At 59.6% G+C, this 19099-nt stretch carries 19 protein-coding genes; 7 read left to right on the forward strand and 12 right to left on the reverse strand.

Annotation, left to right across the window (positions count from 1 at the left end; translation table 11 throughout):
- The first annotated feature begins 73 nt into the window (after positions 1 to 73).
- The 3 genes from AC2FLO_RS12875 to AC2FLO_RS12885 are packed head-to-tail and all read left to right on the forward strand — an operon-like array spanning position 74 to position 2510.
- Entirely contained in the window at positions 74 to 1006 is a 933-nt protein-coding gene (locus AC2FLO_RS12875) for a bifunctional riboflavin kinase/FAD synthetase (RefSeq protein ID WP_496753577.1), read from the forward strand.
- A complete protein-coding gene (locus AC2FLO_RS12880; protein WP_496753579.1) occupies positions 1003 to 1476 on the forward strand; it encodes a YcgN family cysteine cluster protein in 474 nt (157 codons plus the stop codon). Before AC2FLO_RS12875 ends, AC2FLO_RS12880 begins: the two co-directional genes overlap by 4 nt.
- Positions 1476 to 2510, forward strand: a complete 1035-nt coding sequence (locus tag AC2FLO_RS12885) for a threonine aldolase family protein (RefSeq protein WP_480482272.1) — start codon at positions 1476 to 1478, stop codon at positions 2508 to 2510. The genes AC2FLO_RS12880 and AC2FLO_RS12885 overlap by 1 nt, the downstream gene beginning before the upstream one ends.
- Here AC2FLO_RS12885 and AC2FLO_RS12890 read toward each other — a convergent pair.
- A complete protein-coding gene (locus tag AC2FLO_RS12890; protein WP_496753580.1) occupies positions 2497 to 3267 on the reverse strand; it encodes an alpha/beta fold hydrolase in 771 nt (256 codons plus the stop codon). The two genes, AC2FLO_RS12885 and AC2FLO_RS12890, sit on opposite strands and share 14 nt — an antisense overlap.
- 59 nt (positions 3268 to 3326) lie before the next feature.
- Positions 3327 to 3929, reverse strand: coding sequence for a 2-hydroxychromene-2-carboxylate isomerase (locus AC2FLO_RS12895; RefSeq protein WP_267362997.1), 603 nt, complete (start codon positions 3927 to 3929; stop codon positions 3327 to 3329).
- Between the two features lie 107 nt (positions 3930 to 4036).
- On the opposite strand from AC2FLO_RS12895, the gene AC2FLO_RS12900 reads away from it, so the two are divergent.
- Both AC2FLO_RS12900 and rpiB read left to right on the forward strand, forming a co-directional pair.
- Positions 4037 to 5056, forward strand: a complete 1020-nt coding sequence (locus tag AC2FLO_RS12900) for a ribose-phosphate pyrophosphokinase (protein ID WP_209504798.1) — start codon at positions 4037 to 4039, stop codon at positions 5054 to 5056.
- 105 nt (positions 5057 to 5161) lie between these two features.
- Positions 5162 to 5611: a ribose 5-phosphate isomerase B gene (rpiB, locus tag AC2FLO_RS12905; RefSeq protein WP_480482278.1), complete on the forward strand. Its 450-nt coding sequence runs from the start codon at positions 5162 to 5164 to the stop codon at positions 5609 to 5611.
- Positions 5612 to 5639: 28 nt separating this feature from the next.
- Here rpiB and AC2FLO_RS12910 read toward each other — a convergent pair whose 3' ends face one another.
- From AC2FLO_RS12910 to AC2FLO_RS12940, 7 genes are all read right to left on the reverse strand, one after another.
- Entirely contained in the window at positions 5640 to 5990 is a 351-nt protein-coding gene (locus AC2FLO_RS12910) for an H-type lectin domain-containing protein (protein WP_480482280.1), read from the reverse strand.
- Positions 5991 to 6104: 114 nt separating this feature from the next.
- Complete coding sequence (locus AC2FLO_RS12915; protein ID WP_209504801.1) at positions 6105 to 6515, reverse strand: F0F1 ATP synthase subunit epsilon; 411 nt, start codon at positions 6513 to 6515, stop codon at positions 6105 to 6107.
- 12 nt (positions 6516 to 6527) lie between these two features.
- Positions 6528 to 7952 carry a F0F1 ATP synthase subunit beta gene (atpD, locus tag AC2FLO_RS12920; RefSeq protein ID WP_209504802.1) on the reverse strand — a complete coding sequence of 475 codons (1425 nt, stop codon included), beginning with the start codon at positions 7950 to 7952 and terminating at the stop codon, positions 6528 to 6530.
- Between the two features lie 20 nt (positions 7953 to 7972).
- Positions 7973 to 8848, reverse strand: coding sequence for a F0F1 ATP synthase subunit gamma (locus AC2FLO_RS12925; RefSeq protein WP_267363000.1), 876 nt, complete (start codon positions 8846 to 8848; stop codon positions 7973 to 7975).
- Positions 8849 to 8860: 12 nt separating this feature from the next.
- The gene (gene atpA, locus AC2FLO_RS12930; RefSeq protein WP_267363002.1) at positions 8861 to 10399 is read right to left on the reverse strand and encodes a F0F1 ATP synthase subunit alpha; all 1539 of its coding nucleotides are present in this window, start codon (positions 10397 to 10399) and stop codon (positions 8861 to 8863) included.
- Complete coding sequence (locus AC2FLO_RS12935) at positions 10400 to 10960, reverse strand: F0F1 ATP synthase subunit delta (RefSeq protein ID WP_496753585.1); 561 nt, start codon at positions 10958 to 10960, stop codon at positions 10400 to 10402.
- Between the two features lie 302 nt (positions 10961 to 11262).
- Positions 11263 to 11997 carry a class I SAM-dependent methyltransferase gene (locus AC2FLO_RS12940; protein WP_496753610.1) on the reverse strand — a complete coding sequence of 245 codons (735 nt, stop codon included), beginning with the start codon at positions 11995 to 11997 and terminating at the stop codon, positions 11263 to 11265.
- 61 nt (positions 11998 to 12058) lie between these two features.
- Here AC2FLO_RS12940 and gloB point away from each other — a divergent pair, with 61 nt between their 5' ends.
- Together gloB and clpA are read left to right on the forward strand one after the other, a co-directional pair.
- Positions 12059 to 12826 carry a hydroxyacylglutathione hydrolase gene (gene gloB / locus AC2FLO_RS12945; RefSeq protein WP_496753587.1) on the forward strand — a complete coding sequence of 256 codons (768 nt, stop codon included), beginning with the start codon at positions 12059 to 12061 and terminating at the stop codon, positions 12824 to 12826.
- Between the two features lie 174 nt (positions 12827 to 13000).
- Entirely contained in the window at positions 13001 to 15325 is a 2325-nt protein-coding gene (clpA, locus tag AC2FLO_RS12950; RefSeq protein ID WP_267363009.1) for an ATP-dependent Clp protease ATP-binding subunit ClpA, read from the forward strand.
- Between the two features lie 245 nt (positions 15326 to 15570).
- On the opposite strand, the gene AC2FLO_RS12955 is transcribed toward clpA, so the two are convergent.
- The 3 genes from AC2FLO_RS12955 to AC2FLO_RS12965 form a co-directional block, all read right to left on the reverse strand.
- Positions 15571 to 17313, reverse strand: a complete 1743-nt coding sequence (locus AC2FLO_RS12955; protein WP_496753589.1) for a peptidoglycan -binding protein — start codon at positions 17311 to 17313, stop codon at positions 15571 to 15573.
- Between the two features lie 3 nt (positions 17314 to 17316).
- On the reverse strand, positions 17317 to 18495 hold the full coding sequence (locus AC2FLO_RS12960) for a biopolymer transporter ExbB (protein WP_267365630.1): 1179 nt from the start codon (positions 18493 to 18495) through the stop codon (positions 17317 to 17319).
- A gap of 69 nt (positions 18496 to 18564) precedes the next feature.
- Complete coding sequence (locus AC2FLO_RS12965) at positions 18565 to 19095, reverse strand: gamma-glutamylcyclotransferase (protein ID WP_267365629.1); 531 nt, start codon at positions 19093 to 19095, stop codon at positions 18565 to 18567.
- Positions 19096 to 19099: the final 4 nt, after the last annotated feature.

Below are 19099 nucleotides of genomic sequence, written 5' to 3' on the forward strand. Positions count from 1 at the left end.
ATTCACAGGATCGCATTCTTGGAATTCAAACTGCCGCTTGAACAAATTGACTCGCGCCGCTACGCAATCGTCTATGCACATCATCCGGGATATCCAGTTCGTCCAGCCAGAAGATCGCGGCGCCAGCGTGGCAATCGGGAATTTCGACGGCGTTCATTTGGGGCACCAATCGGTCATCGAACTGGCCCGTAATGCTGCGCCAGACGCGCCGCTGGGTGTGTTGACCTTCGAGCCGCATCCGCGGGAGTATTTTGCGCCGGACACGCCTCCGTTCCGCCTGATGCGGGGCAATGCGCGGGCGCACCGGCTGGAAAAGCTGGGCGTAGAGAAGCTGTATGAACTGCCGTTCAACGCCGCGCTGGCAGGGCTATCGCCGGAAGAGTTTGCACGCAACGTGATCTGCGACGGGCTGGGCCTGTCGCATGTCGTGGTGGGGGCTGATTTCTGCTTTGGCAAGGGCCGCAGCGGCACGGCGCAGGATCTGGTGCGGTTCGGGCGGGGCATGGGGTTCGGCGTGACGATTGCGCCTTTGATGGAACGGTCGGAAAACGTTGTGTCCTCAACCGCCATTCGCACCGCGCTGAGCGACGGCCGGCCACGGGACGCAGCCGCGATGCTGGGACACTGGCACCGGATCGAAGGCGAAGTGATCGGGGGCGAACAGCGCGGGCGCGAACTGGGCTTTCCCACCGCGAACATGTCCATCGAAGGGCTGCACCCGCCAAAGTTCGGTGTCTACGCCGTACTGGTGGACGTGTTGGATGGGCCGCATAAAGGCAGCTATCACGGTGCGGCCTCGATCGGGGTACGTCCGATGTTTAACGGCCAGGTGCCCAATATCGAAACCTTCTTGTTCGACTTTTCGGGCGATCTGTACGGGGCAACGCTGTCGGTGGGTCTGATCGACTTTCTGCGCCCCGAGATGACATTTGACGGGCTGGAGAGTCTGATCACGCAGATGGATGCCGACTGCAAACAGGCCCGCGGTATATTGACCACCCTATGAGTGTTGATCCGATTGAACGCACGGGCCTGCCTGCCCGGTTTTGGGAGCGCAATCCTCTGCGCCAAATGAACCAGCGCGAGTGGGAGGCGTTGTGTGATGGCTGCGGCAAATGCTGCCTGAACAAGCTGGAAGATGAAGACACGGGCGAGGTTGCCCTGACCTGCGTCGCGTGCCGCCTGTTGGATGATGAAAGCTGCCGCTGCGTACAATACGACATCCGGCATCAATTCGTGCCCGAATGCATCATCATGACCCCCGACAATATCGACGAACATGCCTATTGGTTGCCACAAACCTGCGCGTATCGGTTGCTGTGGGAAGGCAAACCGCTTTACGACTGGCACCCGTTGATATCTGGTACAGCGGACAGTGTGCACGCCGCCGGGGTCTCGGTTCAGGGGCGCACGGTGTCCGAGTTTGAGACACCCATGGAAGAGTGGGAAGATTACATAATCGAGGAGCCAAGCTGATGCATTTCGCGTCTGACAATTCCGGGCCGGTTCATCCGCAGGTCATGGCCAGGCTGGCCGAGGTCAATCAGGGCTATCAGATGGCCTATGGTGCGGATACGCTGATGAACGAGGTGCGCGACCGTATCCGCAGCATCTTCGAGGCTCCGGGTGCTGCGGTCTATCTGGTGGCGACGGGGACAGCCGCGAATTCTCTGGCCCTTGCAACATTGTCAAAGCCTTGGGAAACGGTTTTCTGTTCCCCAGTCGCGCATATCCACGAGGACGAATGCAACGCACCGGAGTTTTACAGCGGCGCCAAGCTGACCCTGGTTCCGGGCGGAGACAAGATGACCCCTGAGGCGCTGCGCGGGTCAATTCTGGGCGAAGAAACACGCGGCGTACATGGGCCGCAGCGCGGACCCGTGTCGATCACACAAGTGACCGAGCGCGGATCGGTTTATTCGCTGGCAGAGTTGCAGGCCCTGTGCGGGGTCGCCAAGACGTACGGCCTGCCTGTGCATCTGGACGGCGCGCGCTTTACCAACGCGTTGGTTGCGCTGAACTGTTCCCCGGCGGATATGACGTGGAAAGCAGGTGTGGATGCTGTCAGTTTTGGCGGCACCAAGAATGGTCTGATGGGTGTCGAGGCGGTGGTGTTCTTTGATGAAAGCAAAGCCTGGGAGTTTGAGCTGCGGCGCAAACGCGGGGCGCATCTGTTTTCCAAGCACCGCTATCTGTCCGCTCAGATGGCCGCCTATCTGGAAGACGACCTGTGGCTGAAGATGGCACGTCAGGCCAATGACAATTGCGCCCGCTTGGCCGAGGGTTTGCGCGCCAAGGGGGCCGCGTTTCTGCACGAACCGCAGGCCAATATGATCTTTGCCTCATTCCCACGCGCGAAGCACAAGCAGCTGCATGAGGCCGGCGCGGTTTATCACCTTTGGGGGGCAGAGCTGGACGGCGAGGATGAAAACGAAAACCTCGCGTGCAGGCTGGTTTGCGACTGGTCCATCGGAGCGGCGGAGATCGATCAGTTTCTCAATCTGCTTTAACGCCTAACGGGGCGTTGGCCTGCCAGAACGCCCGCAGCAAAGCGCCGGTTTCATCAGGGTGTGAAATCGGCAGCATGTGCCCTGCGCCGTTGATGCGTTCATGGCGCGCATCAGGCAGGCGCCGTTGCAGCCCTGCGCAAATCGCGTGGATCACCGGCGGCGTCTCTGACCCGCTCAGCAGCAGGGTCGGCATCGATGCACGCCGAAGCCGATCGGCGTCAAGCAACCCTGCCTGATCGTCATAGAGCACAGGCTGCACAGCCGGAACCGCATTGATTCCACGCACCATATTTGCCCGCGTGCGCTCGGGCAGATCAGGCCATTTGGGGCTGATCTTCGTGCTCCACACCCTGTTGAACAGGCGCGCGGCCAAAACCTTGTCACCAGACGCGAAGGCCGCATTGACCGGCTCGGAGTCCCGTTCGTGCTGGTCGAACAACAGCGGCGCATCCTGTTTTGCAACTGCAAAGAACACGGGTTCGATCAGGATCAGGCTGCGCACGCGGTCGGGATGCTCAAGCGCCAGCCTGAGCGCGATCATCGCCCCAAAGGAATGCCCGATTACATCCATGGTTTCCGTCAATTCAGCCAGGGCCGGTTTGGTCACTGCGTCAAAGAAATCACCCTGCCCGTCCCAATCCGGGCTGCGCCCATGCGACAGCATATCCGGGGCAATAAATGACGCGCAGCCATCCAGCGCACTGGCCAAACCGGACCAGGCACCGGAATGCGCAATCGTGCAATGGAGGGCGAGCAATTTCCGCCCCCCGTCACCCAAGTGCCTGACGAAAACGGATTGCATCACGGCCCTGACCGTCACCCGTTCATCTTGGCCAGATGCCGGTCCAGATCGTCCAGCCTGTCCTGACCCCAGAACCGCTGATCGTCGGGCGTGATATAGAACGGTGCGCCGAAGACACCCCGGTCCACGGCTTCCTCTAGGTTGGCGGCATAGGTTTCTGCCCCCACCAGCAAGCCGCTGTCTGCCAGACCGGGATCAAACCCGGCTTGCGTCAGACATTCGCGGATAACATCGTCCTGTGCGATATCCTTTTCCTCGGCCCAGCAGGCGCGAAGGAAGGAATGACACAGCTTGCCCACATCGCCCGAGCCGTCCTTGATCGCGGCAATAACCGCATAAGATGACGGGGCCATGTTGGTCGGCCAGTGCGCGGGTTTCAGATTGAACTCCATCCCCAGATTCTTGGATTGGCGCAGCAGCTCCTGTGCGCGGTATTCGATACGTGAGATATGCCGGTCTTTCGGAGGGGTTCCCCCGGTGCGCGCGAACAGGGCGATAATATCCAGCGGTTTATAGTTGATCGTGGCGCCGTGTTTTGCCGCGATTTCTTCCAGCCGCATCCCTGCCAGATAGGAATAGGGCGAGAGTGTCGCAAAAAAGTAGTCAATCTGGGTCATGTGCACTTTCTCCGCTGCGTTACCTTTGCGGGACGGTAAGGCCATGCTAAGCGGTGTCAACATCACGATTCTGTCACATTGCCATTGCTGCCCGGGGACCTCAGCCGATGCCGACACTTCACGAACCCAAGCTTATCGCTGGGAACGCCAACCTTCCGCTTGCCCAAGCCATCGCACGCCGCATGAGCCTGTACCGAGGCGTTGATCAGGGTCTGGTCGATGCGCGTGTCGAACGGTTCAACGACGGTGAGATTTTCGTCGAAGTGTTCGAGAATGTGCGCGGCGAGGATATGTTCATTATCCAGCCGACCTCGAACCCGGCCAATGACAACCTGATGGAACTGCTGATCATCGCTGATGCCCTGCGCCGGTCGTCCGCGCAGCGGATCACCGCCGTGATTCCGTATTTCGGGTACGCCCGTCAAGACCGTCGCACCAAGGCCCGCACGCCCATCAGCGCCAAGCTGGTGGCCAACATGCTGACCGGGGCCGGGATCGAACGGATCCTGACAATGGACCTGCACGCGGCCCAAATTCAGGGCTTTTTCGATATGCCGGTGGACAACCTTTATGCCTCGCCCATCTTTGCGCTGGATGTGAAGCATCAGTTCAAGGGAAATCTGGATGAAATCATGGTGGTTTCACCCGACGTGGGCGGCGTTGCCCGCGCGCGTGAACTGGCCAAGCGGATCAACGCCCCTCTGTCGATCGTGGACAAGCGCCGCGAGAAAGCGGGCGAAGTCGCCGAGATGACCGTGATCGGGGATGTGAAGGACAAGATCTGTCTGATCGTGGACGACATGTGCGACACCGCCGGAACGCTGTGCAAGGCGGCGCAGGTGCTGCTGGATAACGGTGCGAAAGAGGTTCATTCCTACATCACGCATGGCGTCATGAGCGGCCCTGCGGTGGAACGGGTGACAAACTCGGTGATGAAGTCGCTGGTGCTGACCGACACGATCCAGCCGACCAAAGAGATTTTGGGCGCCAAGAACATCCGCATTGTTCCGACCGCGCCTATCTTTACGCAGGCGATCCTGAACATCTGGAACGGAACCAGCGTGTCATCCCTGTTCGAAGACAAGACGCTGACGCCGATCTACGAATCCATGTACCAGATGGATTGAGTTTGGACGGGGCGACAGGATGTGTCGTCCCTTTCTTTTTGAACCATCGATTGCGCACAAGCCTGACCCATGTGCGCGATCAGCGACACAAGTGGACCGATCTCCATGACTGGCAACAAACGCATTGTTCTTTCCAGCGACCACGCGGCAATCGAGCTGCGTCAGGCCGTGGCCAACCACATCGCGCAGCAAGGCTGGGACGTGGTCGATATCGGCCCGACGACCTCTGAAAGCACCCATTATCCCAAACACGGCAAGGCCGCGGCACTGACTGTTGCATCGGGTGATTGCGAATTGGGTATTATCCTCTGCGGCACGGGTCAGGGCATCATGATGGCTGCAAACAAGGTACCCGGCATTCGCTGCGGCGTCTGTTCGGATGCGTTTTCTGCGCGGATGATCCGCCAGCACAACAATGCCAACATGCTGTCGATTGGCGCGCGCGTTGTCGGCGAAGGTCAGGCGCTGGATATTGTGGATGCGTTTCTGGGGGCCGAATTCGAAGGCGGCCGCCACGCCACACGGGTCGACATGATCGAAGCGCAGGACGACTGAGCCCCGCGCCTGTCCTGCAAGCCCCGGATCAGGAAATGTTCCAGTCGTCCGGGTGTGCCACCTCTCCAAACGCGGTCCAACTGATCCGGATCCGGGCAATCCGCGTGTCGGACCATGTCCGAAACACCGCTTCGAACCCTTCCGAGGTGATATTTTCTGCCTGAACCTCGGCGCGCAGGGCTGATGATGTGTCGACATCCCAAAGGGAAATCCCGATCTGAACCATGGGCGGGCTAAGAAACGTGCCCTTGAATTGTATGGGTTTCCGGCGTTCGCGGGGGCCTTCGCCAGTCCACATGTCCCCGCCTTCGGCAAATTCCGAAAACAGAACACTTTCACCCTGATCGATGCCAATGGGATGGGTCAGAAATTTTTTCATGTTTTCATCATTATACTTGAATTTCCGCAACTTACCCCGGCTTTCTGGCAAAAGCACGACAAAAAAACGGCCCCGCAATTGCGAGGCCGTTCCAATTTTCCACTGTTAAGCCAATTACAGGCTCATATGTGTCCCAAGGGCTTCCATATCGGCCAGCAGCTTGGCGGCTTCGTCGACGATCGACATGTCGTCGCCGCCCTTTGCCGCTTCGTGCGAGGCGCGTGCCTCGGCAATCAGCTCGTCCATATGCGAACGGGTGATTTCCGAAACCGGAACCGCCTTTTCGGCCAGAACCGACAGGCTGTCGCCGTTGATCTGGGCAAACCCGCCGGTGACCAGGTATTCGCTGGACCCTTCGGGTGCCTCAACCTTCAGCAGACCGGGGCGCAGCGTTGTGATGGTGGGGGCATGATCGGGCATCGCCGTCATGTCCCCGTCCGCGCCGGGAATCTGGACCGCGGTGACCTCGAGCGAAGCAAGGCTCCGCTCGGGGCTGACGAGGTCGAAATGCATCGTGTTTGCCATCAGGGATACTCCTTAGGCGGCTGCTGCTGCCATTTTTTCGGCTTTGGCGATCACTTCGTCGATGCCGCCAACCATCAGGAAGGCTGCTTCGGGCAGGTGATCGTATTCGCCAGCCACAACGGCCTTGAACGACGAGATGGTGACATCCAGAGGAACCTGAACCCCCGGCGAGCCGGTGAAGACCTCGGCCACGTCGAACGGCTGCGACAGGAAGCGTTCGATCTTACGGGCACGGGCCACGGTCAGCTTGTCCTCTTCCGACAGTTCGTCCATGCCGAGGATGGCGATGATGTCCTGCAGCGACTTGTAGCGCTGGAGGATCTGCTGAACGTCGGTCGCAACCTTGTAGTGCTCTTCGCCGACGATGGCCGGGTCGAGCAGGCGCGAGGTCGAGTCGAGCGGGTCAACCGCCGGGTAGATACCCTTTTCCGAGATCGCACGGTTGAGAACGGTGGTCGCATCCAAGTGAGCAAACGAGGTTGCCGGCGCGGGGTCGGTCAAGTCGTCCGCAGGCACGTAGATCGCCTGCACCGAAGTGATCGATCCGGCCTTTGTCGAGGTGATGCGTTCCTGCAGGGCGCCCATGTCGGTAGCCAGTGTCGGCTGGTAGCCCACGGCGGAAGGGATACGACCCAGGAGAGCCGACACCTCGGAACCCGCCTGCGTGAAGCGGAAGATGTTGTCGACGAAGAACAGAACGTCGGTACCGGACTGGTCGCGGAACTGCTCGGCCAGGGTCAGACCGGTCAGAGCAACACGCGCACGCGCACCCGGAGGCTCGTTCATCTGACCGTAAACCAGGGCCACCTGGCTTTCCGACAGGTTGTCCGGCTTGATCACGTTCGATTCGATCATCTCGTGATACAGGTCGTTGCCTTCACGGGTCCGTTCACCAACACCCGCAAACACCGAGAAGCCCGAGTGCACTTTTGCGATGTTGTTGATCAGTTCCATGATCAGAACGGTTTTGCCAACGCCAGCGCCGCCGAACAGGCCGATCTTACCGCCTTTGGCGTAAGGGGCCAGCAGGTCAACCACCTTGATGCCGGTAACCAGTACTTCGGACTCGGTCGACTGTTCGGCAAAGGTCGGTGCGGGCTGGTGGATCGCGCGCGCTTCGGTTGCCTCAACCGGACCTTTTTCGTCGATCGGCTCGCCGACCACGTTCAGGATGCGGCCCAGAGTGGCATTGCCAACCGGAACCGAGATCGGTGCACCGGTGTCGGTGACCACTTCACCACGGACCAGACCTTCGGTCGCGTCCATCGCGATGGTGCGGACAGTGTTTTCACCCAGGTGCTGAGCAACTTCCAACACCAGGCGCTTGCCATTGTTGGTGGTTTCCAGCGCGTTCAGAATTTCAGGCAGCTGATCTTCGAAGTGCACGTCGACGACGGCCCCGATGATCTGTGTGACTTTGCCTTTTGCATTCGCCATGTTTCGTCTCCGGTTTGTCTCTACAGCGCCTCGGCGCCGGAAATAATTTCAATCAGCTCGTTGGTGATCACGGCCTGACGCGAGCGGTTGAACTGGATCGTCAGCTTGTCGATCATCTCACCCGCGTTGCGTGTCGCGTTGTCCATTGCGGACATCCGCGCGCCCTGTTCAGACGCTCCGTTTTCGAGCAGAGCCGAGAAGATCGCGGTCGCAACCCCCTTGGGCAGCAGGTCGGCCAGAATGGCCTCTTCGCTGGGCTCGTAGTCGAAAATGGCACCGCTGTCGTCACCTTCCGATTCCTCGAACGAGGCGGGGATGACCTGCTGTGCCGTCGGGATCTGGGTCACAACGTTGACGAACTTCGAATAGAAGATCGTGGCAACGTCGAACTCGCCCCCGTCGAAGCGGGACAGGATGTCCTTTGCGATGTCCTGCGCGTTGGAATAACCCAGACGCTTGACCTCGCTCAGGTCCACATGCCCAACGAACAGATCGCCAAAATCACGCTTAAGCGCGTCGCGGCCTTTCTTGCCGACGGTCAGAATCTTGACCGTCTTGCCCTTGCCGCGCAGCTCTTCCGCCTTTTGACGGGCCAGCTTGGCGATGTTCGAGTTGAAGCCGCCACACAGGCCGCGTTCAGCTGTCATAACAACCAGCAGATGGACATCATCGCTGCCCGTACCACGGAGCAGCTTGGGGGCGCTGTCGCTGCCCCCGACCGACGCCGCCAGCCCCGCCATCACGGCATTGAACCGCTCGGCATAAGGGCGTGAGGCTTCGGCAGATTCCTGGGCGCGGCGCAGTTTTGCGGCCGCGACCATCTGCATGGCCTTGGTGATCTTGCGGGTCGATTTGACCGACTCGATCCTGTTTTTAAGGTCCTTCAGACTAGGCATCGGAACCTCCTATCAAGCGAAGGTCGCGGCGTATTCGTCGATCGCTGCTTTGAGTTTGTCGGACGCGTCACCTTTGATCTTCGGATCTTCGTCGGTGATCCACTGCAGCAGGTCAGCGTGCTTGCCGCGCAGATGCGCCAGCAGGCCAGCCTCGTAGCGGCCAACGTCTGAGACATCGATCTTGTCGAGGTAACCGTTGGTGCCCGCGAAGATGACGCAGACGATTTCCGCGTTGGTCAGCGGCGAGTACTGCGGCTGCTTCATCAGCTCGGTCAGGCGCGCACCGCGGTTCAGCAGCTGCTGGGTTGCGGCGTCGAGGTCGGAACCAAACTGTGCAAAGGCCGCCATTTCGCGATACTGAGCCAGTTCCAGCTTGACCGGACCGGCAACCGATTTCATCGCGTCGGTCTGAGCCGACGAGCCCACACGCGAAACCGACAGACCGGTGTTCACAGCAGGACGGATGCCCTGATAGAACAGTTCGGTTTCCAGGAAGATCTGACCGTCGGTGATCGAGATCACGTTGGTCGGAATAAAGGCCGAAACGTCACCACCCTGGGTTTCGATAACCGGCAAAGCGGTCAGCGAACCTGCGCCGAAGTCTTCGTTCAGCTTCGCCGAACGTTCCAGCAGGCGGGAGTGGAGGTAGAAAACGTCACCCGGATAAGCTTCGCGGCCCGGCGGGCGGCGCAGCAGCAGCGACATCTGACGGTAGGACACGGCCTGTTTCGACAGGTCATCATAGATGATCAGCGCGTGGCGGCCATTGTCACGGAAATACTCCGCCATCGCGGTTGCGGCATAGGGTGCCAGGAACTGCATCGGCGCCGGGTCGGACGCGGTTGCAGCGACAACGATCGAATACTCAATCGCACCGGATTCTTCCAGTTTCTTCACCAGCTGGGCAACGGTCGAACGTTTCTGACCGATCGCAACGTAAACGCAGTACAGTTTTTTCGACTCGTCGTCGCCTGCTGCTTCGTTATAGACCTTCTGGTTCAGGATCGTGTCCAGAGCCACGGCGGTTTTACCGGTCTGGCGGTCACCAATGATCAGCTCGCGCTGGCCGCGGCCAATCGGGATCATCGCGTCAACCGATTTCAGGCCGGTTGCCATCGGTTCGTGCACCGATTTACGCGGGATGATGCCAGGCGCTTTGACATCTGCAACGCCGCGCTTGGTGGCATTGATCGGACCTTTGCCATCCAGCGGGTTGCCCAGACCGTCAACAACACGGCCCAGCAGCTCGTCACCGATTGGAACGTCCACGATCGAGTTGGTGCGCTTGACAGTGTCACCTTCTTTAATGTCACGGTCGGAACCGAAGATAACGACACCGACGTTGTCGCTTTCCAGGTTCAGCGCCATACCCATGATGCCGCCGGGGAATTCGACCATCTCACCGGCTTGAACGTTGTCCAGGCCATATACACGGGCAATCCCGTCACCGACGCTCAGCACGCGACCGATCTCGGCCACTTCGGCTTCCTGACCAAAATTCTTGATCTGGTCCTTCAGGATTGCAGAAATCTCTGCAGCTTGGATTCCCATTTATCCGACCTCTTTCATTGCATTCTGTAGGGAGTTCAGCTTCGAACGGATCGAACTGTCGATCATTTTCGAGCCCACTTTGACGACAAGACCGCCGATGAGGCTTTCATCAACGGTCGCATTGATAGTTACGGTCTTGCCCACACGCTCGGACAGCGTCTTGGACAGTTTTTCCAGTTGTGTCTTGGTCAGCGCCTTGGCCGAGGCGACATCGGCGGTCACTTCGCCACGCTCATCTGCCAGCATGTCGCGCAGCACCTGCACAAGTTGCGGCACAACAAACAGGCGGCGTTTCTGCGCCATCAGACCCAGCGTGTTGCGCAGGATGGCGTTCAGGCCCATCTTGTCAGCAATCGCGGTAATTGCAGCTTCCTGCTCGGCGCGTGAAACCAGCGGCGATGCGATCAGGTCACGCAGGTCGGCACTGTCGCCCAGTGTTGCTGCCAGATCATTGATGCCGGATTCCAGACCCGCAAGGTCATTATTCTCTTTTGCGATCTCGAAGATCGCGGTGGCATAGCGCTCGGCGATGCCTGTGGAAATCGAAGCTGGTTCGGACACGTCCACCCTTCCGATATTTGAGGCCCCGATTTTGGGTAGCGGCCGCTACCTTGGGGCGTGAGGAAACCCCGGCCAGACGGTCGGGGATCAAAATCACCGGGGATGTAGCAGAGGTGAACCAACCAAGCAATACGCTATAGCGGTAACAGATTTATCCACAAAATGTTAATTTTCATGCACTTACACCAAGTGCGACCGTTTGGACCGGTCGCGGCAGTTGAAAAATGTTACGAATATGCAGATTTTTGCGATTCCTGTGACTTTTTTCTCGCGAATTTGTCACTTTGGGATGCACGCGGTTGTCATGCAGGCTTTAGAAGACCGTCAAGCGCCTTGATCGGCTTTCTTACGGCATTTTTGGCAACATTACCCCGGGGCGGGTGGATGTTCTTTGTGACCTCAACCATCAGCACCCCGCCCGCCATGACAGTTGGGATGCGCTGGCCGGTTTTTTCGATCAGACTGCCCGATTTCAACCAGAATCGCCGGAAGGACGGCGGCATGTAAAGAGCCGAGCAATGCGCCTCGGGCAGGAAGTAATGTGATCTGAGCTGATTTTCCAGCTGAGTGGCGGAATAGGGACGACCAAAGCCAAATGGCGTTTTGTCCGTACGTGACCATAGACCCGCCCGGTTCGGAACAATGAACACGGCCCTGCCACCAGGGCCCAGAACGCGCCAGCATTCCTCCAGCAGCTGGTTTGGCCGCTCGGATGTTTCCAGCCCGTGCATCACCACCAGCTTGTCCACGTGACCGGTTTCAATGGGCCACCGGGTTTCTTCTGTCAGCACCGAGACATTGGGCATCCCCGCAGGCCAGGGCATCACGCCCTGCGGGCCGGGCATCAGCCCGATGACCCGGCGCGCACCGGCCAGATAAGGGCGCAATAGCGGCACGGCAAAGCCAAAACCGGCAACGGTCTGACCTTTGGCTTCGGGCCAGAGCTCGGTCAGCCGCCCGCGAATAGCTGCCTGTGCCGCGCGCCCAAGGGTGCTGCGGTAGTAGAAGTTCCTCAGATCCTGCACATCAAGATGCATTGCGGACATCCGGTCAATCGGCTTAGCTGGGCGCAGTCTAGCAATGAAAGGGCAAAAGGCCATGCCTCTTGAAATCGTTACAATCCCGTGCCTCAGCGACAATTACGCCTTTCTGGCCCATGACAGCGGCAATGGCCAGACTGCGCTGATCGATGCGCCCGAAGCCGCGCCGATTCTTGCAGCGCTGGAAGATCGGGGATGGAGCTTGTCACATGTGCTGCTGACCCATCATCACTGGGATCACGTTGAAGGGCTGCCCGAAATTCTGACCCATCACCCCGCAAAGGTCATCGGTGCGGCCGCCGACGCGCACCGCCTGCCCCCGCTGGACCAGCAGGTTGCCGAAGGCGACAGCTTTGAGGTGGGTGGCGAACTGGTCGAGGTGCTGGACGTTTCGGGGCACACAGTTGGTCATATCGCGTTTTATTTTCCGCAAAGCGCAGTCGTCTTTACCGCTGACAGCCTGATGGCCCTCGGGTGTGGGCGTCTGTTCGAAGGCAGCCCAGCGCAGATGTGGGCGTCGCTGAGCAAGCTGGCCGCTTTGCCGGACGACACCCTGGTCTGCTCGGGGCACGAATATACACAATCCAACGCGAAATTCGCCATTACCATCGATCCCAAGAACGCTGCGCTGAAACAACGAATGACAGGTATCGACCGCGCCCGCGCCGCTGGCGTAGCCACTGTCCCGTCGGTTTTGGCGCTTGAAAAAGCCACCAACCCGTTCCTGAGGGCCACGGATCCGGCGATTCAGGCCCATCTTGGCATGGAAAACGCCGATCCTGTGGCGGTTTTCGCCGAAATTCGGGGTAGAAAAGACAGGTTCTGATGCTTATTTGCCCCTCTTCACGGCCACGGTCACAACAAATGTGACTGTCAAGTGAAAGAAAACCCTTGAAGCCGGGCCACGATCAACCAAACTCTAATAGTATGAGGACATGGTTGGGATGGGGTTCCGGCCGAAAGCCCGCCCCCTTCTGACCCAAGACAGAGGAGCACCCGCGTGCCTTCATTCTCGAGCACACTGGAACAAGCCATCCACGCGGCCTTGGCGGCTGCGAATGAACGGCGACACGAATTTGCAACGCTGGAGCATTTGCTGCTGGCGCTTCTGGAAGAACCCGATGCGGTGCGCGTCATGAAAGCGTGCAGTGTTGATCTGGACGAGTTGCGCAGCACTCTGGTTGAGTTCATAGACGAAGATCTTTCAAATCTGGTCACAGATATTGACGGGTCCGAAGCCGTACCAACGGCAGCGTTCCAGCGCGTCATTCAACGCGCCGCGATCCATGTACAAAGCTCGGGCCGGACCGAAGTGACCGGTGCCAATGTGCTGGTCGCGATATTCGCTGAACGCGAAAGCAATGCCGCCTATTTCCTGCAGGAACAGGACATGACCCGGTATGACGCGGTCAATTTCATCGCCCATGGCGTGGCCAAAGACCCCGCGTATGGCGAAAGCCGGTCGGTATCCGGTGCGGATCAAGTGGAAGAAGAAGCTCAGTCAGGTTCCGGCGACACGGAACAAAAGGAAAGTGCGCTTGGGAAATATTGCATTGACCTGAACGCGAAATCGCGTGCGGGTGATGTCGATCCTCTGATCGGGCGCGCGGATGAGGTGGAACGCTGTATCCAGGTGCTGTGCCGCCGCCGCAAGAACAACCCGCTGCTGGTGGGTGATCCGGGCGTGGGCAAAACCGCCATCGCCGAAGGTCTGGCGCACAAGATCGTCGCCGGAGAAGCCCCGGATGTCTTGGCAAACACCACCATCTACTCGCTGGACATGGGTGCGCTGCTGGCCGGGACCCGTTATCGCGGCGATTTCGAGGAACGCCTGAAAGCGGTTGTAACCGAGCTGGAAGAGCACCCCGATGCGGTGCTGTTCATCGACGAAATTCACACCGTGATCGGTGCTGGTGCAACCTCGGGCGGGGCAATGGATGCCTCGAACCTGCTGAAGCCTGCATTGCAGGGCGGCAAGCTGCGCACCATGGGCTCGACCACCTACAAAGAGTTTCGCCAGCATTTTGAAAAGGACCGCGCCCTGTCGCGCCGGTTCCAGAAGATCGATGTGAACGAGCCTTCGGTTGAAGACAGCGTCAAGATCCTGCGCGGTCTGAAGCCCTATTTCGAAAAACATCACGACATCAAGTATACCGCTGATGCGATCAAAACGGCGGTCGAGCTATCGGCACGTTACATCAACGACCGCAAGCTGCCCGACAAGGCCATCGACGTCATTGACGAGGCTGGCGCGGCGCAGCATCTGGTGGCGGAAAGCAAACGGCGCAAGACCATCGGCGTCAAAGAGATTGAGGCCGTGGTTGCCAAGATCGCCCGCATCCCGCCCAAGAACGTCACCAAGGACGATGCCGAGGTGCTGAAAGACCTCGAAGCCTCGCTGAAACGGGTGGTGTTTGGTCAGAATCTGGCGATCGAGGCACTGGCCAGCGCAATCAAACTGGCCCGTGCCGGCCTGCGGGAACCCGAAAAGCCCATCGGCAACTATCTATTTGCCGGCCCGACCGGTGTAGGCAAGACCGAGGTGGCGAAGCAGCTTGCGGATACGCTGGGCGTTGAACTTCTGCGTTTCGACATGTCGGAATACATGGAGAAACACGCGGTCAGCCGTCTGATCGGCGCACCTCCGGGCTATGTCGGGTTCGATCAGGGAGGCCTGCTGACCGACGGTGTCGACCAGCATCCACATTGTGTGTTGCTGCTGGACGAGATTGAAAAGGCGCACCCTGATGTGTTCAATATCCTGTTGCAGGTGATGGACCATGGGGAACTGACCGACCATAACGGCCGTACGGTGAACTTCCGCAACGTGGTACTGATCATGACCTCGAACGCGGGGGCGCAAGAGCAGGCCAAGGCCGCGATCGGGTTCGGTCGTGACCGTCGCGAAGGCGAAGACACCGCCGCGATTGAACGCATGTTCACGCCGGAATTCCGCAACCGTCTGGATGCCGTGATCTCGTTCGCGCCGCTGCCGAAAGAGGTCATTTTGCAGGTGGTCGAGAAATTCGTCCTGCAACTGGAAGCGCAGTTGCTGGATCGTGGTGTGACCATTGATCTGACACCCAAAGCCGCCGAATGGCTGGCGGATAAAGGGTATGACGACAAGATGGGTGCGCGCCCGCTGGGCCGCGTCATTCAGGAATACATCAAGAAACCGCTGGCCGAAGAGTTGTTGTTTGGCAAGCTGGCAAAAGGTGGTGTGGTCCGTGTCTCGGTCAAGAAAGGTGATCTGGATCTTGAGATCCTTGGCCCGGATCAACCGCGCATTTCGGGTGACAAGCCTCCGCTTCTGACGGCGGACTGATCGCCCGCCGCATTTAACAGAAAACCCGCCTACCAAGGCGGGTTTTTTTTGTTTCGCCCAGCACAGGCAAGGACTTATCTGCTCAACCGGGGGCGCGTTAGCTATCTCGGTTAGGCTGCGTGTGAAACGTCTGGCGGACATGCACCGCCTTGATTTTCCAACGGTTCGGGTCGCTGGGGTCGGTATCGCCAATAACCGGTTGCGGATCGGCTGTTTGTTTTCGTGGCTGCTAAGGGCCAGTGACCTTACCTTTCGGTCAGCTTCAACTCGATCCGGCGGTTTTGCGCGTGTGCCTCGGGCGTGTCAGCGGGGTTTACGGGCTGGAATTCACCAAACCCGTTGGCTGCAAGGCGGTTGGGCGGAATGCCCAGCGCGTCAACCATATAGCGCACAACCGACAGCGCGCGACCCTGGCTGAGCTCCCAGTTGTCGCGATACCGGCCCGACCCGGCCAGAGGAACGTTGTCGGTATGGCCGTCGACCCGGATCACCCAGTTCAGACCGGTCGGGATTTCAGCAGCGACACTGCGCAGGATGCTGGCCACCTTGGCGACTTCCTGCTGCCCTTCTGCGGACAGCACGGCGGACCCGGTCGGAAACAGAACCTCGGACGAGAACACGAACCGGTCGCCTTCGATGCGCACCCCTTCCTGACCGCCAAGGACGTCCCGCAAACGACCAAAGAATTCCGAGCGATAGCGTTGCAGGTCCTCGGCCTGTGCCGCCAGTTCCTGGTTCTGCCCGGCCAGAGCCTTGGCTTCGGCCTCAAGGCGCAGGCGTTCCGCTTCTTCCAGCAGTCGGCGCCTGCGTTCTTCGGATGCGGCACGGGCCAGTGCGGCGTTCAGGTCCTGCCCTAAGGTCTGAATCTGCACCTCGGCGGCGGCGTTGCGTTCTTCGAAATCATCAAGCAAAGCCTGCAAAGAGCCCAATTGCCCGCGCAGGGCGGCGATCTGCTGGTTCAGCAGGGCGGCCTCTCGCTGCGCCTCGGCAGAGATTTCTTTTTCATCCGAAAGCGTCGCATTGGCGAGGTCCAATAAGGCCTGCCGCTGCTCGGCCAGAGAGCGTTGCGCATCGGCATCCGCCTGCGCTTGTGTCTGCGCCTGCAAAGCGGCTTCAAGCTGGGCCCGCAGTTCATCCGGGTTCACTTCACCAAACTGACGCTCCAACTCCGCACGCGCCGCTTGTGCTGCCGCCAGCAGGGTGAGTGTGTCTTCAGCCTCTTTGCGTTGCGCTTCGAGTGCGAGTGTCATGGCCGTCAGTTCGGCATCGGCATCCTGAAGGCGGTTACGCAATGCTTCGGCGGCGGCGGCTTCGGCCAGACGGGCGGCCTCTTCATCGCTGAGCTGCTGTTCAAGGTTGGTGATCTGGGCGTCTCGGTCGGCGCTGCCTTGCTCCAGATCCGCCACCAGTGCTTCCAGTGCTTCCCGACGGGCAGCGGCCAAACGGGCGGCTTCGGTCTGTGCGTCGATTTCCTCGCGGCTTTGGGCAAGCGCCAGGTTCAACGCCTCCTGCTCGGTCAGCAGTTTCGCGCGCTGCGACTCAAGCGCTGCAATATCACCCAGTGCCCGTTCCTGTTCGGCCAGCAGGGCGGCAACTTGCGCTTCGAAATTGGTGATCCGGGTCTGTGCCTGATCCAACGCGGCAGCCTGACGGTCGCGCTCGGTGGTCAGTGATGCGATCAGTGACTGGGCTTGCGCCAGATCGTCTTCGGCCTGCGACAGGGTGGTATTCAACGCCCCAAGCCGCGCCTGCAACCGGCTGTTTTCGCGTTCTTCCAGCCCCAGCGCCCCCGCCAGCGCCGCGATTTCGTCGGCCAATGTGGTCAGTTCGTCTTCCTGACCTGAGATGGTTTCGCGCAGCACAAACTGGATCACCATGAAGATGGTCAGCACAAAGGTCAGCACCATCAACAGCCCCGTCATCGCGTCGACGAAACCGGGCCAGACCGAGCCCTGGAACCGTTGACCGGTGCGGCGGGACAGCGCCATGGGCTATTCTCCTTCCGGCGAGGTGCGTACCGCACCGCGCGGCAGGGTCAGCGCCTTGACCAGCAGTTCAATATCCTTGCGGAACTCGTTCATGCTTTCCTGACGGCCCGCCGATATCTCTTCGAGGATACGCAGCAGCTGCACATCCATCGAGCGCAGGCGCATCCGGCTTTCGGCGTCGATACCTTCACCCGCACCGTGATCGCGCATGTGATCCAGCAGGGCTTCCTGACCCAGCGCCACGCGTTCCAACGCCGCTGTGACACTTTCGGTATTGGCCTGACGGTTGTTCATCTCACCGATCACATCGACCAGCAAACCCAGCTTGGCGGAAACCTCGGCCCGGTCGCTTTCCTGCGCAGAGAACAGATCCTGCAACGCGTCCATCTGTTCGGACATGGCGTCCAGCACCGGCGTGAGCACGGCAATTTCGGCACCGCCTTCTTCTCCACCCGCGAAACCTACACGGGTGATCGAAGACAGCCATTCTTCGAGCTCGCGATAGAAACGGTTCTGGCCGTGCCCTGCGAAAACTTCGAGCAGACCGACGATCAGCGACCCGGCCAGACCCAATAGAGACGATCCGAACGCAACGCCCATCCCCTGCAACTGCGCTTCGAGCCCGGTCATCAGGCGGTTGAATACGGCCAGCCCTTCTTCGCCCTCCTGCGGATTAAGGCTGCGGATCGTATCGACGATGGCAGGTACGGTTGTCGCCAGTCCGAAGAACGTACCCAAAAGACCCAGATAGATCAGCACATTGGTGATATAGCGGGTGATCTCCCGCTCTTCCTCGACCCGTTCGGCCACGGAATCCAGAATGGAGCGGGTCGAGGTCGAACTGATCTGCGACCGCGCGCCCCGTTCGCGCAGCAACGAGGCCAAAGGTGCAAGCAATTGCGGCGTGCGGGCGTCTTCGCGAACAACACCGCCAACAAAGGCCTCGATCCAGCGCACGGACCCGATCAGTTGTGTCACCTGATAGAAACAGGCGAGAACGCCGATCAGAAACACCATCAGGATAAAGCCGTTCAGGTACGGGTTGGCGAAGAACACCGGTAACACATAGGGCAGCGCCAGAAACACACCCAGCCCGGACAGGCCGATCGCCATCAACATCAACAGAATCTGCCGTGTTGGATGCGAGAAATGGGGTCTCGCGCCCTGATGTGCCTGCGCCATGCGCGTGGTTCCCGGTATTTGCCTGCTCTGCGTCGAAACTAGCGAAATTCCACTGGTGACGCCAAGAGTTTATGCGGTAATACTGCGCACCCGTTGCGCCAACCACTCAAGATCGGGGTCGCGCAGGCCTATCTCGGCCAGATGTTCGGCGGTATTGTAAAGGTATTCGTCATTCGGGCCGCGTCCGCCAACCGCATGGGCGATGATCCGGGCCTGATCCTCCAACGGCATGCCACCGCAGTATTGCACGTGGTCCGCATCGATCACATAGGTCACGGCGTTGACGATGTCGCCATTTTCCAGGTGCACATCCAGCATACGTTCGACATAGGCCGACGAAATCAGCTCGCGCTCGCGCAGTTCGTGCAGGGTGCGGTCTTCGTGACCGGTTTCAACCGCAAGGGCCAGACCGGTGCAAATCGCGTTTGCCTGTTCGTCCAGCGCCAGCACCAGCCCCGGTTCTTCCTCGGTTCCCCGGTGGTGGATCGAGCTCATGCAGAAGGACCGGGCATAGCCATGCAATGTCGCACGTTCGCTGCGCGCGACCGGAAAGCCCGGATTCCACAGCAGCGATCCATAACCGAAAACCCACATCGTCATTGCA

This window comes from Ruegeria sp. TASC047 (assembly GCF_059612445.1).